The organism is Microvirga soli, from assembly GCF_016734765.1.
In the GTDB taxonomy this organism is placed as follows: Bacteria; Pseudomonadota; Alphaproteobacteria; order Rhizobiales; family Beijerinckiaceae; genus Microvirga; species Microvirga soli.
In genome coordinates this window covers 28602-45787 of sequence record NZ_JAERQE010000035.1, presented here as the reverse complement: position 1 = coordinate 45787, position 17186 = coordinate 28602, and the positions used below count along the sequence as shown (strand labels likewise).

Annotated in this window: 12 protein-coding genes and 1 pseudogene; 2 read left to right on the top strand and 11 right to left on the bottom strand. The window is 60.3% G+C overall.

Translation table 11 applies throughout. The annotated features are described in order from the left end of the window. Window positions 1–355, bottom strand: a pseudogene (locus JKL45_RS22235) (transposase family protein); the annotation flags it as partial. 1533 nt (window positions 356–1888) lie between these two features. Here JKL45_RS22235 and JKL45_RS30100 point away from each other — a divergent pair. Continuing rightward, window positions 1889–2626 carry a LuxR C-terminal-related transcriptional regulator gene (locus JKL45_RS30100; protein WP_246498806.1) on the top strand — a complete coding sequence of 246 codons (738 nt, stop codon included), beginning with the start codon at window positions 1889–1891 and terminating at the stop codon, window positions 2624–2626. Window positions 2627–2860: 234 nt separating this feature from the next. Here the strand turns inward: JKL45_RS30100 and JKL45_RS22225 are convergent, their stop codons facing one another. The 6 genes from JKL45_RS22225 to JKL45_RS22200 form a co-directional block, all read right to left on the bottom strand. Beyond that, on the bottom strand, window positions 2861–3313 hold the full coding sequence (locus JKL45_RS22225) for a cupin domain-containing protein (RefSeq protein WP_201863819.1): 453 nt from the start codon (window positions 3311–3313) through the stop codon (window positions 2861–2863). Window positions 3314–3544: 231 nt separating this feature from the next. Then, window positions 3545–5878, bottom strand: a complete 2334-nt coding sequence (locus tag JKL45_RS22220; RefSeq protein ID WP_201863817.1) for a DUF4962 domain-containing protein — start codon at window positions 5876–5878, stop codon at window positions 3545–3547. Between the two features lie 53 nt (window positions 5879–5931). Then, window positions 5932–7482, bottom strand: coding sequence for an extracellular solute-binding protein (locus JKL45_RS22215; protein ID WP_246498805.1), 1551 nt, complete (start codon window positions 7480–7482; stop codon window positions 5932–5934). A gap of 55 nt (window positions 7483–7537) precedes the next feature. Further along, entirely contained in the window at window positions 7538–8452 is a 915-nt protein-coding gene (locus tag JKL45_RS22210; RefSeq protein ID WP_201863815.1) for a carbohydrate ABC transporter permease, read from the bottom strand. A gap of 9 nt (window positions 8453–8461) precedes the next feature. Further along, a complete protein-coding gene (locus JKL45_RS22205) occupies window positions 8462–9346 on the bottom strand; it encodes an ABC transporter permease (protein ID WP_312897015.1) in 885 nt (294 codons plus the stop codon). Between the two features lie 194 nt (window positions 9347–9540). Continuing rightward, complete coding sequence (locus JKL45_RS22200) at window positions 9541–10302, bottom strand: GntR family transcriptional regulator (protein WP_201863813.1); 762 nt, start codon at window positions 10300–10302, stop codon at window positions 9541–9543. A gap of 159 nt (window positions 10303–10461) precedes the next feature. On the opposite strand from JKL45_RS22200, the gene JKL45_RS22195 reads away from it, so the two are divergent. After that, window positions 10462–11175, top strand: a complete 714-nt coding sequence (locus tag JKL45_RS22195) for an SDR family NAD(P)-dependent oxidoreductase (protein ID WP_201863823.1) — start codon at window positions 10462–10464, stop codon at window positions 11173–11175. 80 nt (window positions 11176–11255) lie between these two features. Here JKL45_RS22195 and JKL45_RS22190 read toward each other — a convergent pair whose 3' ends face one another. From JKL45_RS22190 to JKL45_RS22175, 4 genes are all read right to left on the bottom strand, one after another. Further along, window positions 11256–12359 carry an alginate lyase family protein gene (locus JKL45_RS22190; RefSeq protein ID WP_201863811.1) on the bottom strand — a complete coding sequence of 368 codons (1104 nt, stop codon included), beginning with the start codon at window positions 12357–12359 and terminating at the stop codon, window positions 11256–11258. 829 nt (window positions 12360–13188) lie between these two features. Continuing rightward, window positions 13189–14169, bottom strand: coding sequence for an ABC transporter substrate-binding protein (locus JKL45_RS22185; protein ID WP_201863809.1), 981 nt, complete (start codon window positions 14167–14169; stop codon window positions 13189–13191). A 170-nt stretch (window positions 14170–14339) separates the two neighbouring features. Beyond that, window positions 14340–16085 carry a cache domain-containing protein gene (locus JKL45_RS22180; RefSeq protein WP_201863807.1) on the bottom strand — a complete coding sequence of 582 codons (1746 nt, stop codon included), beginning with the start codon at window positions 16083–16085 and terminating at the stop codon, window positions 14340–14342. Between the two features lie 113 nt (window positions 16086–16198). Then, complete coding sequence (locus tag JKL45_RS22175; RefSeq protein WP_201863804.1) at window positions 16199–17161, bottom strand: ABC transporter substrate-binding protein; 963 nt, start codon at window positions 17159–17161, stop codon at window positions 16199–16201. Window positions 17162–17186: the final 25 nt, after the last annotated feature.

Sequence of the window (17186 nt, the reverse complement as noted above, 5' to 3'; positions counted from 1 at the left end):
AGCAACTCCACCATAGCCGGTCCTCCCAATGACCACCTCATCCCAACACCCGGCGCGTCAGCAAATTTCCACCACCACCGCGGACTCTACCTGCAGTGCTGATCACGACCTCATCAAGGTGCCATTTGTCTCCTGGTGCGGGCAGACGCCTGCGGATCTGAGTGGCGATTCTCTGGCCAAACTTCAGCGCCCACTGTCGCACTGTCTTATGGCTGACCAGGATACCTCGTGCCGCGAGCATCCCCTCGACCATGCGCAGACTCAAAGGAAACCGGAAGTACAACCAAACGGCATGGCTGATCACTTCAGCCGGGAAGCGGTGACGGGCATAGCGAGGATGACGGGAGTTCTTCATCATCCCTCACCTATGCCCCGATCCGGTCACCCCTTGGTTAATTTGACGGTGCCGTTCGGCTATCGAGGACTTCTAGATCACGGACTCGGCCGGTCACGCCTACCTGACGAACACCGGCATCGACTTCACATTCAGCCGTGATCCGGCCAAGCAACCGCAAGCCTCAGCCTTCTGGGCGCTGCTCGATGGACGGGACAAGATTGTCATTCAGGACACCCGGCAGCGCGAGCTTGATGACTGGGTATTCAAGTACGTCGGCGTCGCGGGCGTGGACAAGCCTCGGATCGTTCAGGTCGGTGTCAGTGAGAAGAACCTGCTCTGCAAGTGAGATGCACGCAATAACAGCGTGGACCAGAAGCAGGCATTTGCCTCGGGGAGCTTGAAACGCAAGCTCGAGCTTGAATGTCCGAACTCTGTCTGCATCGTTTAGAAGACGCTCTAAGCTCAGCTCGGCAGGGACACCTGTCGACCCATGAAACACAGTCTAGCTAGGCACTGATTGTCATCGGTTCCGGACTGCGCCGTGATGGAGAACCCGGCTCGTCTCGGACACAATCACGGGCCTGCCGCTCGATAAGCTCACAACAAGCTCGTGTTCTCCGATCCCAAGGGAGCGTTGACCTCGGCCAGAACTAGCCGCTGAAAAGTCGAAGACGGCCCATACTGTGCAGCGCGCCCCGTCACTCTCGCACGCTACCATCGTTGTCTCCGGTCGGTACTGATAAGTCCGTTGCGGCCAGCGCTCCGCGAATCGGCGCTTCTCGGCAAGTACAGAGCCGATCGTTCGCTCACGGCCATGAAACGTAACGGTAGAGCCATAAAACGATGAAGCCGCAGCGAGCGTCAGCCGGTTTGGTGCAGACCAGAGGTCAAGATAGTCGGCAGCTAGAGCTTGGGCAGCTTGCGCACTCAGGGCCTTCCGATCGCTCTCCCACGCAGCTTGAACGGGTGGCCGAGCAGCTTCAGGTGGTGCAGCAAGTTCGGGGGCGGCAATGTCACCCGGGCGGACAACCGGATCGACCCAGGCCGGGTTCGCTTGCGCGACCGCCGCAGGTCCCCATAGCAGCAGACAAGAGATGAGTGCAGTTCTCGACGCGCAAAGGGATACCGACAACATGCCGTTCTCCTACAAATTCATGCAATCTAAGACATGCTCATCCTAGAGCGTGGCTTCCTTGTGGCAAACCGATTTCTTGGGGTTGTCATCAAGGACGCTCAAAGCCCAGCTTCAGCATACATCGGAGGTCAGCAACAGCTTTCGAAGATGAATGACATCAAACGCGCCCGTCAGCCGCTGTTCATCTTACTCCAAGTATGTGTGATGTGCTCGCAGCACCTTATCAATATGCTTCTGGATTGAACGCACGCTGCCAAGGATAGTTGAGCGTGATCTCAATGTGATACCCGAACCTTCTTGGATCAGCAGATATACGGCCTTGGTGGAGCTTGCCAAGGATCTTGCTCGGTTATAGCCGATGAACGCGACCGAAGTGCGTAGGACGTCATCATTTTGAGCATCAAGGGGGCGAACACATGGACCAAGAGATCATCTACGAAACGCAGATCGGTCCACTTGTTCATGCTCCTTTCGATCATGTGACCACCTTTCTGGTCTGCCGCAACACCCTATTACGCACCGGCATCAGCTATATCTTGGCAGATACACCGTTTGCGGTGGCGGCTGAGACTTTCGACGGTTTGTCCGCGTTCCCGGCGATCGTCGATGAGACGCCGGTGCTCATCCTCCTGTGCGAGAGCCTCGCAGCGCCTGTCTATGAGGAAGCGATTGAGAAGCTGAAGGCGCAATACCCATTTGCCAAGGTGGTCGTTCTCGCTGATCACCTGGTGCCTCAGGCCGTGGTACGCCTTTGCGCCGCTGGCCTGAACGGGCTCTGCCCAGCCGCCATGCCCCAGCCCGCGTTGCTCAAGGCTTTGGAGCTGGTGATGCTTGGCGAGACATTCCTCCCGGCTTCAGTCAGCTTTGAGCTGCTCAAGCAGGGACTGCGCCCGCAGCTTTGCGACGGGCAAGCTGCGCCCGCCCCTAATATACCCGAGGGAATGGGCAATCTGTCGAAGCGGGAGGCCCAGATCCTCCACTGCCTGACCCGAGGAGCCTCGAACAAGCTGATTGCGCGGGACCTCGGGGTGGCTGAAGCAACCGTCAAGGTGCACATCAAAGCCATTTTGCGCAAGGTGAAGGTCGCCAACCGGACCCAGGCGGCGATGTGGGCGCAACAGCATTTGGAGCTCGCATCAAGCAATCAGAGTTGAGCCCGGAGGGCAGCAGCCTTCACGCTGGGAGTAGCGTTTGAGGAATCGCTCAAAGCGCTGGCACGCCACACCGAGTTGATCAGCAGGGCTGGTGCCGGCCCTGAGATATCAAGATCATACTCGCCCTTGCCGCAACATTGGGGTGGCGCCAAGGTCGCCTATTGGCATGAGGCAGAAGTGGAACGAAGGTCCGCTAACGACGCGGCAAGAGACATTGCGGTGCTGATAGGAAGGTCAGTAGGGCGTCCCATCCTTGTGGATGTCCCCGGCCGCCGTGCTGTAGCGCAGATCAACGTCCGGATACTCGGCGACATCCTCATCGGGGCGGCGTGACCCTACCTCCAGGATCAGGGCAGGCTGATCGGAGAGGTTTTGCAGGTGGTGACCGTTCGGATCCCCAGCCTTGAAGCCGGCGCAATCCCCGGCGCGCAGGATCTCCTCACCACCTTCTGTGATGAGAACGACCTCGCCTTCCAGGACCCACACGAACTCGTCCTCGGCCGAATGCCAGTGTCGCTGCGACGACCATGCGCTTGGCGGCAAGTGCAGCAGGTTGACCCCGAACTGGGTCAGCCCGGCAGCATCACCCAAGGCCCGCCGAACCCGATCGCGGCAGGGCAGATCGTACGGCGCCGGATAGTCGGACCCCTCACATCGGGCCGCAGTCATCACATCGATTTTTGCCATCGTCGAGCCTTCGGTCGTTGCCACCCTCTCAGGATCTACTCCGGAGATCAGGGTCTGTTGCGGAGACAGTATCAGGTGAAATTGATATCTGTGAACCAGGAAAGGGCGCGGGTGGCACCGGACTGAGGCACAAGAAACGTCCGCTCAACAAAAGAACACCGGACTTTCCTGAAAGGCAGGGCAACGACGCCACCTGATTCGTTGCAGACATCCGGAGTCTTCTCCGCTTGTTCAAAAGTCCTTTGGCAGCGCCACGGAGAACTCCCGATCGTTCTCGTCCACGAAGTAGATATCTGTGCTGAAACCCTGATCATCGATGAAGTGCAAGACGCGGGCCGGTTCGTTGAGAGCATAAGGCACGAGCAACGTCACTAGGTTGTGCTGCCGGGCAGGGGGCACCTCGGCGGCAAGATGACATTGCAGTGGGAGGCCTTCGATCTCCGCCGGATCGACGTCCGGAAACCCCTGGTGCTGCCGGAGAACTGGCTTTCCAGCACTGCTGAAGACGAAGTGGCCGTACAGGCCTGCCTGCTTGCCGGTCACCCGGAAGGTCTGGCCGCCGATCTCCATCTCGTTCTCGGTGTGGAACAGGAACGAGATCGGCTCCGGCTCGTCGAGCGAGACCCGATCAACGATCACGAAGTAGCGCTCGCGCACAAAATGCACGTCCCGTTGCACCAACCTCACCGCGGGATTGACGGACCGGTAGGCGAAGGTGGCGTCCCCGCTCATGAAGATGCTGGTATCATCCTGCTTGACTGCGAGAATCCTGCCTGAGGCTGCTTTGCCCAGTGCTTTGTCGCGCTCAGCGTATTGACCCTTGCCGCCGATCAGGATGGCGTTCTTCGAGCGCGTCTGGCGGCGCCACAAACGATGCATGGAGGAATTGAACGCTACGTAATAGCCGCCCTGAATAGCCAGATCCTCGCCGAAAGCGCGCAGCAGGAACGCGTTCTGATCACCGTGGCTGTGGCTCAGGGAGCCGTACGGACTGCTCTTGAAGACGAACTGAAGGTGGCGTGCCGGATCGCTCATGTCCTTCTGGAGGGCAACCCAGCCGATGTCGTGAAAGACTTGCAGCAGCGGGAGATCCGTCGGCTGCTTGGCATCGACCGCGGTGAGATCATGGGCGTATTGCAGATCCTCGAAGGCGAAGTCCCACCAGCCGTAATTATAGAACAGATCCTCGGTACCTGGATCGTCGCGCTTCACCTGCTCGAAATACCACTGATAATGGCCGTTGCCTGTCGCTCCGGCGAAGTGGCGCATGTTGTAGCCGGTCTTCAGGCTCGGCGGATCGCCCATGGTGGAATCATCGCCGAAGCAGGTGCGGCGCACGCCCGGCGCTTTGGTGTAGAGAGGGAAGTTGCCGGTTGCCTGGAAAAAGGCTCGCTGGAGAATGTCAACGCCGTAGTAATTGCGGATGAGGCCGGCCGCTTCGAGCAGATAGGCCATCCCGGTCGTCCAATAATGCGGGCCTTCCGCCCAGCCGCCGTCCTCGGCGCCCCACGGGGAGTAGATGCTAGACAGATACTCGACTGTGTAGTCGAGCCAGTCCTGGACCTCCTCCTCGTCGTTGAGCAGAGCAATGCAGCAGGGTGTCAGGACAGCCGACAGCGCCCGCACGGCATGACTGTCATAAGGGAAGATGTGGATGCGGGCATGGCCGATGACGTGATCAGCAATTTCACGGGTCCTTACTAGGAGTGCTGCGCGGACGAGTTCTCGCTCGCGGGCATCGAGACGGTCGTAAAGCCAGTCATACCCCCATGCGAGGGCGCTCGCCACGCGGAACGCGGCCTCGTCGTTGTAGGCGCGGGAGGTCGGTCCGAGCACGTCCCAGTCGGCAACCGTCAGAAGCCATGACTTCGCACGCTCCAGAAGGTGATCGTCCTCCAGTAGCCGGCCCGCGATGGCGAGGTGCCGGATGGCGTAGATAACTTCCTGGCAGTCGATGTACATCTGCCGCCACAGAGATGCGACCCGCTTGTTGTTGGGGTAGGGCGCAGGTTCCGCCATGATCGGGCGGTCGATCCACGGCTTGACCGAACGGGCATAGAAATTCTGAAATCCGGAATGATCCGGGTTTTCCTTCAAGGCCGCGGCGAAAGCCGAGACCTTGTCGGAGCTGAGCCAGAGCCGGGGATGCGCCGGGCTGGCGGCTTTTGCCCGGTCCATCCGGGATGGAAGTGGAACAGCCGTCAGATCAACCGGCACGGTGAAACAGCGGCCCTCGCTCCAAGCGCTTGCGGGAGCGCCCTGATCGGGATCCCAGATGGCGTAGGCCCACGAATACTCGCCCGGAGCATAGGCGTGATCCGGCGTGAAGAAATTTCTGTGTAGGTCGTCGTAGATGAAGAGGGGCTTGCCGTCCGCACGGCCGCCCTCCGTCACTTTCAGAACGTACCGGGATCCTTCGTCCAAGGTGGGAAGCCACACGAACCGCGGCGGGTTCTCATAGATCGTCTCGGCGTCCGGCCTGTATTTTACCGTCAGCGCGCTGGCCTTTGGCTGGTCGAGGATGCGCTGCTTGGCGGCTGAATGGGAATAGACGCTGGTCGACATGATGGCGGATCCGATGGTGAGGGGCCGCCAGCCCAGAGGCTGGCGGCAGGCGTTCAGCGATATTGACGGTCGTAGGCTTTCTGCATCACGGCGAGAACCTGATCCAAGCCGAGCTTCTTTAGTTGGGCGTTGTAGGTCTCCCAGTCCTTGTCCACATCCCGCGAGCCCAGAATCCAGGCCTGCATTTGCTCGATCATGAATGTTTGGATATTGGGCATGTGACGGTCGAAGACCTGACGCTCGTCCGTTGTCATGCTCACGCCGAGGAATTCGTCGATCAGGTAGTTGCCCTTGTCATAGAGCTCGATGCCCTTCAGCGCGTCCTCGTTGGTCCATTGGCGCTCATACTCGTAGTCCTGCCAAAATCCGATCGGAATCTGCGCGCCGATGTCCCACATCTGCGCATTCACCGGCGCCTTGGCTTTCAGGATCTCCGGCTTGTAGCGCGGCTTGCCATCGACCATGTCGTAGTGCTGTCCCTCGACGCCGAAGTTCGAAAGAAGGCGCCCCTGCGGCGTGAAGTAGAAGTCGAAGAGCTTGATGGTTTCGACAGGGTGCTTGTTGGCGACCGTGATCGCCCAGCCGTCTGGCCGCAGACGGGCGCGGCGGTTCTCGTTGATGCGCTTACCGGAGGCGCTAGCCGGCGGTGCGATCGCCAGGAACTTCAGGCTTGGCACTTTGTCCTTGAGGCTGGTGTTGTAGCTGGCGGTCGAGGCGAACCAATCGTAGGTCATGCCGCCTTGGTTGGCACCGAGGAGAGCTTCACGGGCGCGGGCGCGGCGGGTATAGACCTCCTTGTCGATGAGGCCTTCCGCATACCATTTGGCGATGTTGCGGATGCCAGTCTTGTAGTTGTCACCGGTATAGGGGTGCTTGACCTTGCCGTCGTCGATGTAGAAGTCGTGCTGAGCGTCCGACCCACTGGATCGTCCATCCCAGAGAACCACGAGACGCTGCAGCTCGGTGTCGGGCTCGCGGATGAAGATCGGCACCTCGTCCTTCTGTCCATTGCCATTCGGGTCTTTTTCGCGGAAGGCCTTGAGCACCGTGTAGAGCTCATCCACGGTTTGCGGCGGCTGAAGCCCGAGCTTCTCCAGCCAGTCGTAGCGGATGAACCAGCCGCGGGCATATTTGCCGTCAGGCACATAGGGGATCCAGTAGATGTTGCCATCCGGCGCCGTGATAGCCTTGCGCACCTGCTCGTTCTGAGCGAGGAAGCGCTTCAGGTTAGGGGCATGCTGGTCGATGAGCTCGTTGAGGGATTGGAAAGCTCCCTCCATCCCGTAGCGCACAAAATCGTGCCGGAGCTCGTTGCCCGCGACGATGTCCGGAAGGTTGCCCGACGCCATCAGGAGATTGAATGCCTCCCGGCTGAGGGTGGTAGCTTTCGAAGCCACGTTTTTCAACTTGATCCCCGTGAGGCGGGTCAGTTCCTTGGCCACGGGCCACTCGTCGTTCCACACGTACTTGTCGCGAAAGTGCATGTGGACTGTCAGTTCAAGCGGCTTATCGACGATCTTGGTGGTCTTGATGTTCTGAGCCGCAACGGGCATTCCTGCCAGCATGGCCGACATGAGCGCGGCCGTCATCATCCTTTTCATCATGTTCCTCCGAAAGCGTTTCCTTTGGGGCGCGTCGACCCGGCCCGGCGTTCCCTCGTCATTCTTTGACTCCGCCGAGTGTAATTCCTTTATTGAAGTATTTCTGGACGTACGGAAAAACGATCACGATGGGCAGGATCGACACGACCATGATGGCCGCTGTGATCGTTTCGAACGAATATTCCGTGGACATGAGCCCGCTGGCGAAGCTGTCGTCGCTGCGCATGTCCACGATCGTCCTCTTTAGGTAGACCTGAAGAGGAACCTTCTCCTCGCTGCGCAGAAGCACCATGGCCCAGAAATAGCCGTTCCAGCGGGAAACGAGGCACAGGAGCCCGACCGTCATGATCGCCGGCTTGGCAAGCGGGATGAAGATCTTCCACAGGAGTTGGAAGTCGCTCGCGCCGTCGATCCGGGCAGCCTCTTCGAACGAGGCCGGCACGGACTCGAAGTAGTTGCGCAGAAGGATCACACTGAAGGCATTGCAGGCGAATGCCAGCACGATCCCTATACGGGCGTCGAGCAGTCCGAGATCGCGGATGTTGAGGAAGAACGGGATAAGCCCCGCATGGAACCACATAGTGAAGGCCACCATGAAGCCGATGATGCGACGCCCTCTGAGCCTCGCCCGCGACAGCGCGAACGCGCCGGGCACCATAATGAGGAGACTCGTGATCGTTCCGAAAAAGGCATAAAAGAGCGTGTTGCCGTAGGCAATCCAGAACTTCTGATCCGCGAGGACGTATTCGTAGGCGGCGAGCGTGATCTCCACCGGCCAAAGCGTCACCTGGCCTGACGTGACCGCAAAGCCCGAACTCAGCGATGCCGACAGGATGTAGACGAATGGATAGAGTGTGCTCAGCACGAAGAGCAGGAGGAGAACCGTATTGGCAACGCCGAAGACCCTGTCTCCCCGAGTGTAGAGGTTGAAGGGTTCGTGTGAGGTATCGGGTGTGGGCGCGCGAGTAGCCATACAAGGACCTCACCATACCGAATGCTGGCTATAGCGCCGGCTCAGCCAGTTGGCGCTCACCACCAGCACGAGTGCCACAACCGCGTTGAAGAGGTCTGCCGCCGTGCCGAGCGCGTATTGATTGTTCTGGAGGCCTGCACGGTAGATGAAGGTCGAGATCACATCGGCCGTCTCGAAGGTCGCGGGCTGGTAGAGCAGGATAATATACTCAAAGTTGACCTCGATGAGCTGGCCGACTCGGATGATCAGCATAATCATGATCACCGGAAGGAGCGACGGCAGCGTGATGTAGCGGATCATCTGCAAGCGCGAGGCGCCGTCCATGCGGGCGGATTCATAAAGCGCCGGATTGATGCCGGCGATGGCCGCCAGATAGACAATAGAGTCGAATCCGGCTTCCTTCCAGATGTTGGAGCCGATGAAGATCGGCCGGAAGTATTCCGGGATCGTGAGGAAGTAGATCTTCTCGAAGCCGAGACGGTCCAGGAGAATGTTCACGATCCCGGTCGTGGGCGACAGGAAGTTCACCACGAGACCGGCGATGATCACTGCCGAGATGAAATGCGGCATGTAGGTGATAGTTTGGGCAATCCTGCGAAATCCTTGATGCTGAATCTCATTGAACATCAGGGCAAGGATGATCGGAACTGGAAACGCGAACACGAGCGAGTAGAAGCTGATGAGGAGCGTGTTCTTGACCGCTCGCAGGAAGTACTCGTTGCTGAAGAGTGCGACGAAATTGTCGAAGCCGATCCACGGGCTGCCCTCGATTCCACGGAAGAGGCTGTACTGCTTGAAAGCGATTTGAAGCCCGTACATCGGCGTGTAGAGGAAGACCACGAACCAGATGATCATGGGAGCGAGCAGCACATAGAGCTGCCAGTCCCGGCGCATGTCGCTGAGCAGAGTGCGGAAGGCTCTTCGGATGTCGGATCCTCGGTCGATCGAGGAAATTGCGGGCGGCACGGCAAGCTCGGGCGTCGCAATAACGCCATCCATCATCCTCACGGATCCGCCGCCGCTCTCCCTGTCGAGTGCCGCGTCTGCCATCCTGCATTCCTCCCTTCGCCTCCGCTCACATTCTTGGCTTATGCGGAGAGCCTGTACCGTGGCCGTTCCCGGTTGATCGCCTCGAAGAGCGCCCAGAACTCCGGGTTTTCTCCGAGTTCCCAAACCTTCGTCTCGATGCTGCCGAGATGGCCTCGCATGGCCGCTTCGGCTTCTGCCGGATCCTTGTTGGCGATAGCTGCCGTGATGGACCGATGCTGAGCCAGGACCCGATCCGTGGCGCGGATATTCAGGCGCTGCTTGAGGCTGCGGATTCGGTCTATCTCGACTTTCGCGGTGTCGATAAGTTGAATGATCCCTGGCAATTTTGCGGACTCGATAATGATAGAGTGAAACTCCTCGTCGAGGTGCCGGAACGCCGTGTAATCCTGGGACGCAACGGCCTCTTCTTGACAGGCGAGGCAGGCTTTCAGGTTGCAGACGTCGTCTAAGCTCCGTTCCGTAGCGGCACGCTTGGCAGCGCCGCTCTCGAGCTGCAGGCGAACGAAGCAGCCTTCCAGAAAGCGATCAAGGTTGATAGGCGCCACATAGGTTCGGCTTTTCGGAACCACCGTGACGAGGCCTTCCTCGGAAAGCCGGATTATCGCCTCGCGCACGGGCGTCTTGCTGACCTTCAGGGGCGCGGCTACGTCCTTTTCCGAGAGGGTCTGCCAGGGAAGCAGGACCATCTCGATGATGAGTTCCCGCAGCGCCTTGTGCACCTGCGCGACGAGCGGTTCGTCCCCGGCCAAGAGACCGGGATGAAGGATGTCCGTGAGTGGTCTTTCCAGGATTGTTACCATGATTGAGATATCAGCGGTCTACTCTAAGATATCAGTTGACGGGGCCCTTGCAAGGCCCAGTTAATGGTGAAAGACCTCAAGTCTAGGTCGTCCGCAGGGAGGTTGCCATGAGATCGGAGCCCCTGTTGGCCGGAAAGACCGTTCTCATCAGGGTGGGTCATCCCGGATCGGCGCGGCTGCCACCCGCGCGTTCGCCTCACAGGGGGCGAAAGTGGCTTTCTCCTACATGACCGTGCCGAGGAAGCCGACATCCTGGAGCGCGAACTCAACGGCTCGGGGCGGCAAGTCATGGGCATCAAGGCCGACATGACGGATCCGGCCGCCGTTGCCGATGCTCTCGGGAGGGCTGAGGAGGCGTTCGGACCAGTCGATATCCTCTTTGCCAGTGCCGGCGGTCTGCTCAAGCGCAGCCGCTGCGTCGAGACTTTCCTGGACCTCTGGCAGGAGGCGATTGCCGTCAATCTCACGAGCACGTTCCTCGCCTGCCAGTCGGCTCTGAGCAGCATGGAGCCACGGAGATCCGGAAGCATCGTGCCGGTGACCTCGCTTGCAGCGTTCGACGGTGGCGGCCCCGGCGCCTCCCATTATGCTGCCACCAAGGGCGCCGTCGCGGTTTATGTCGGGGCGCTGGCGAAGGAGGTCGGCGCATTGGGGATCCGCGTCAATGGCATGGCGCCCGGCCCCATCGGCACGCGCTTCCATGATACCTTCAATACACCCGAGGGACGCAAGGCGATCGTTGAGCGAACGCCTGTCCGTCGGGAGGGCACTCTAGAGGATGTGGCCGAAGCCGTAGTCTTCCCCGCATCGGACCACGCATCCTATTTGTCCGGAGAGATCATCCATATCAACGGCGGTCTCGGCATGATTTAAAGAGGAGCGGGGCCTGCAGGACGGTTTTCCGGCCGCCTGACGAGGGTCATCTCGCCCCGTCGCAAGCATGAGCTGCAGTGTCACTTGCTGCCGTGAAAAAGAAGTGTCAGATCGCCACCGATCCTGCTTGAGGCGAGGGGCCGTCTCGATGCCAGCAGCGCCTCGATCCGAGGCGAGGGGAAATGGCGCTGATGGATTTCGAGCCAAGCGATGCGGTTGGCGGGCACGATGCCGTCATTGGGGAAAGTCTCCTGCTTCGCGCCCGTTGCCTTCTCGAAGAAGAATGGGTCGTCAAGGGATGCGACCACCCGGTCCACCAGCCGCTTCAGAGCGCCATCCTTATCGGCATAGAGATCGAAATCCCGGCTGCGCGCCAATTCCGCCGTGGCGACGAGCGGTTCCGCGGCGTAGATGTGGTAGTCGCGGGCACGCTTGCCCCGGTCAAGCTCGAGCGGCAGCGTGCCTTCCGGGGTGATTTGCGAAAGGCCGATGCGGGCGCTCTCAATGCCCCAATCGGCCAAGCGCATGTCATCGGCAGCGATACCGGCTGCAGAGGCGGCAAGGCCTGCCCAGTAGCGGTGGTTGTTCCGCCCTGAGACCTCGTGGTTTTGATTCATGAAGTTGACCACCTGCTGGCCGAGTGCCTTGAGCCAGGCTTCAACCCGCTTTTTCTTGTCCCCCTGCAAGTCTGGAGCATTCCGGATCTGGAGATAGGCCAGCGCGAAACCCCCGAGCGTCTGGCCCAGGTTGAACAGGGCGTGCTTCGAGCGCATGTCGGTCATTGCGTTGGCCGAGGCCCAATGCTCCAGCCAATTAAGCGCACAAGCGGCTGCCGCTGGATTTGTCGGGCTTGAGCGCACATAATCGTTGGCTATCTGCACGAGCCCTTTGGCGTAAGCCCTAAGTGGCACCATAGCCTCCAGATAGTTCTCGTTGGCGGTTTCATCGATCGTTGCGCGGGAGCTATCGGCCTGCTTGTACTTGCTCTGCGTCTCAAGGGTGATCACAGGCATTCCAGGCAAATCGCATTTGTATTCCGGCTCCACCTGCCCCTTGTCTCCGCCGAGAGCCGGCACGAGGTACCCCACCCCTTGCGCATGACCGGGCGCTGCCTGCAGTAGGGCGAGAAGAACTGAGGTCAATCCAACGCTGCGCAAAAACCAATCGACAGAGCTGAGAGGCATATCCTACTCCTGTTGCAACTGCCTGCCTTGGAAAATGCGGCGCAGTTGCCGATCAGCTTCCAGACAGATCTGGGCCTGCAGTGAAGAGATCATAAGGAAGTAGAGCCTACAGGACCTATGAGAAGCAGCCGAAATGTCCTAGGTGACGCCCTCTAGTCCTGAAGCGCTTGTAGCGATTAAAGAGAGCAAAAGGGTTTGTTGGGCAGACTGGTAGCGAGTCAGCGGTACAACGTTTCCGGCCAGGCGCAACAAGGCTGCGAGACACTTTCATTCGCCAATGCGTACCCCATCCAATCCGGAGCCGCCGGGTCCTTCTCCAGTTCCGGAGTTTCTGCAGTTCAAGATCTGGCTGCTCGGGATCAGTCCCATGATCTCTGCTTGAGGGCAATGGCCCTCAACGCTGGGGGCTCGCTCCCTGTTCCACACACCGCTTTCCGACATTCTCGACGTAAGCCATTGAAGGATCTGGCACGCAACGGGCTACAAGCTCGGAAGGTCGCAAAATGGCACCTCCCGGAAGTAAGCCGAAGGTGGGCTTACTGCAGAAACAGTAGACGTTCCTGAAAGTCAGGGATCGTCGCTGGATAACCCGGAGAGGACGTTCACAAATTGCCGTCTCTGCTGAGAAGTGAATAGTGGCAAGACTTGATCCGTGTTCTCACATCAGACTGAGAGGCGACTCTCACGCGATCTCGCTTGAGGACCCAGGTCGAACCGCTTAAGACGTCGTTGGTACAAGATGCCGCGACTTCACGGACGCGGTCACTGAGTTTGCATCGCAATGCGCGACGTCACTCGCATAGCGTCAGCTGGAAATCGAAAAGCAGCGTCATTCGATGACCATATCGGCACCGCTAATCAGTGAAGGCGGGACTGCGATGCTGAGGGAGTTCGCGGTTTTCAGATTGATCACCAATTCGACTTTCGTAACGAGCTGCACCGGCAGACCGGACGGTTTTGCTCCGCTCAGAACCTGTCCGGCATAGCTGCCGGCGCGGCGATGGGATTGCGCGAAGTCGCCGCCATAGCTCATCAGGCCGCCTGCCGCGGGAAAGTCGCGGGACTGCGTGACGGCAGGCATAGAATAGCGAAAGCACAGATCGGCGAGCTGTGTGCTGCGGAAGGCAAAGTAAGGATCCGAGGTGAATACCAGCCCTCCTGCCTGTTCTCGGGTAGCGGCCAGGAACATCGCTTCAAACTCGCCTTCATTGCTGGCATTCATGACATGGAGCCGAACCCCGAGTGCCTCGGCGGCTGCCTGGAGGTTCCGCACCTGAGATCCCGAGGTTGGGCTAGTCGGGTTGACGGCAGCGGCGAAGGACGGCGCGGCCGGACGCAGGTCATGCATGAATTCCAGTCGCTTGCGTGAGACTTCCACGCTCAGACTTGACACCCCCGTGAGATTGCCTCCCGGCCTAGACAGGCTGTCGACCACGCCGAGCGCGACGGGGTCACCCCCCATCTCGAAGACAATGGTGATCGTCTTCGTCGCGGCTTTCGCGGCAAGCGCGGCAGGTGCGCCGCCGGACGCAACGAGGACGGCGACCTTTTGGCTGGCGAGATCAGCCGCCAATGCGGGCAACCGGTCGTACCGGCCCTCCGCCCATCGGTATTCGATCTCTACATTGCGGCCCTCAACATAGCCGGCGTCGGCAAGGCCTTGCCGGAACGCCTTAAGGCGACTGTCGAACGGTCTGGGCGATTCCGGCGCGAGGTAGCCTATAATGGGCATGGCGGGTGATTGTGCACGCACCGGGAGCGTCCATGCCGCCGCGCCGCCAAGCCATGCGAGGGCGTCCCGCCGTCTCATCGCACTGGAGGCCAGGCGTGAAGGCGAAGGACATATGGGCGATAGGATTTCGTTCCAACCGCTATCATCTGGTCATCCTACGTGTTCAGGGGCATCCGACGACTTGGCGTCAGCATAGCCGCAATAGCCGTCTCACGAAACCGGTTCGAGCCAACTAGGAAGACGGGCGATCATGAAGCTTGAGGCCGCTGGGTGAAGCCTACGCAGTACACTAGGAACTCTTCGTCGTATCCCTTGATCAGACGCATGCCGATTGGGTGAACATGGCGCTTGTCCTTAACCGCTTCCGCAGCCGTCGCATCCACGAGGATCTCGCTATCTGAGGCCGACGCGCACAATCGGGCGGCGAGGTTCACGACGCTGCCGATCGCCGTGTAGTCGAACCGGTTCTCGTAGCCGATACGCCCGACCGTGGCCGGTCCCATGGCAAGTCCCACCCCGAATCCGATCCGGTAGCCTCGTTCCCGCCAGCCGACGATCAGCTCCTGCACACTTACCTGCATCTCCACTGCCAGATCCACCGCCCGCACAGCTGGTTCGTCGACCGGCACAGGCGCGTTGACGAGCACCATCAGACCGTCGCCTGAGAAGCTGGTGAGCGTCGCCGCATACCTGGTGATGATCGCTCCGAGCGCGTCGTAGTATTCCGACAGCACGCTCATGACCTCCTCGGGAGCGGCTCTGGCCGAGAAGGCCGTGAAGCCCCGCAGATCGCAGAACACCACCACCACCTCGGTGCGGCGGCCCTCGAGCACGCCGTCGTCGCCCTTGCGGTCAACGAGTTCGGCCACCTGCGGGGCCAGGAACCGCTTGAGCTTGGCAATGCGCTCCTGGCGCTCCTGCGACACCGCCAACTCGGCCGCCATGGCGTTGAAGCTGTCGGCCAGGCGCTGGAGCTCGTCCCCTGTCCTGATCTCGATAAGATGGTCGAACTGCCCGGCGCCGATGCGTTCTGTGCCCTCCTCGAGCAGCCGGATCGGCTGTGTCATCCGACGGGCCAAGGCATAGGCAAGCAGGCCAGCGAAGAGGGCACCACCGAGAAGAAGGACGCCAGTCCGCCACAGAGCGGCATAGATCGGCCCGAACGCCTCCGTGAGCGGCTGCTCGACCACAATCGTCCAATCCGGCCCGGGGATCGGGGCGGCGGCCACCGCAATGGGGCTGCCCTCGGCGTCATGGCTCGTCGCAAAGCCCGCGCTAGTAGGCCCGACCGCCTGTCGAGCCGCCTGAAAGGGCGCTAGCGTGGCCTCATCCGCTCCGCGCAGGACGAGGCTGATGTCCGGGTGGGCAATAAGCCGTCCCGGGCTGTCGAGCACGAACGCGTAGCCTGTCTGCCCAACTCTGATGGAGGAGATGACGTCCCAGATCAGCTTAAGGTTGACCTCTGCCACGACGGCCCCCACGGACGGACGGTTGCCGGAGATCGCGACTGTCAGGTAGGGCTCGGACCCGCGGTAGTAGCTGACCTCCCCGTACCAGAGCCGCGCCGACCGGGCTCCGATGATGGCGGGCTCTCCCGAGCGATCCGTGTGGCTCTCGGTTCGGTTGAGGCCAATGCGCGACACGTACAGGCGCTCCCGTCCGGAGCCGTCGACCAGGGTCAAGCTGACGATGGCGGGCACTTGGCGCAACAGGCGCAGAGCATCGATGCGCCGGCGCTCGTCCAGCTCCCCGGTCCAGGGGAGTTGCACCAGCCAGCCGAGCTGACCGGTGATGTCGTCGAGAAAGCCTTGGATCCTGGCAGCGGCCGACCTTGCCTCAACCCCGAGCAGTTGGTCGAGCCGGGCCCGCTGATCGCGATAGCCGAACCAAGCTTCACTGATGCCATTGGCGGCGAGTGGAATGACCACTGCCAGAAACAGCACGAGAAAGTACTTGCGGAAGAGGCCATGGAACCGGAGGCGCTGCACGCTCATGGCCTATTTACCTCAGGCAGTTCCGTCAGCAGCGGGGCGGAGTAAGCCAGGCGGAAACCAGCCACCCCAAGCCACTGCCGCTGGCCTCAAGGTCTGGGCAGTCTGTACCATCGTCATTCGATTACCTCGTCGGCTTGTGACAGGAGCGATGGCGGAACAGTCAGCCCAAGCGCCTTCGCGGTCTTGAGGTTGATCACCAGTTCAAACTTAGTTGGCTGTTGTACGGGCAGTCCACTCGGCTTGGCACCCCTGAGGATCTGACCTGCATAGAGTCCGATGACGCGAAAGAAGTCGGCAAAGTTCGATCCAAAGGAAATCAGACCCCCAGCTTGGGCAAATTCACTGCGGAAATACAGTGTCGGGATCGCTTGTCGGGCCGCCAAGGCGACGAGCTGATCTGCACGTGCGAACAGAAACGGATCGGCCGCGATGAGAAGCGCGTCCACCTGCTTCTGCTTCAGGTCCTCGAAGGCACGGTCGGTGCTGACGCTCAGGATTTCGACGCGGTGCCCGCGGGCGGCGGATTGGACCACACTTGACTCAATCAGGGTCGCAGGATTGGTTGGGTTCACGAGGAGGCCGATGGTGGACGCTCTGGGAAGCAGTTCGTGCAGAAGCTCCAGCCGCTTCGATGCAGCCTCGATGAAGAGCGCTGTGATCCCGGTGAGATTACCGCCCGGCCGGCTAAGGCTGTCCACAAGGCCGACTTTGACCGGATCATCAGCGGTCGTAAAAACAACGGGAATGGTTCGGGTCACAGCCTTCGCGGCCTTTGCGGCAACGGTGCCGCCGGTTGAAACCAGGACCGCAACCGACTTCCGCACGAGTTCGGCTGCCATTGCAGGTAACTGATCATACCGACCTTTCGCCCAGCGGTACTCGATTGTCACATTGTGACCTTCAACGAACCCCGTTTCGGCAAGGCCCTTGTGAAACGCGGTTAAGAACGACGCATCGACATCGCTGGACCGGCTGTTCAGGAACCCGATCACCGGCAGTGCGGGCTGTTGCGCTCGCACGGCAAGCGGCCAACCCACCGCGACGCTCATGAGTGAGATAAACTCGCGCCGCTTCATTCGATGATCCCGAAGTCAGGTCAGC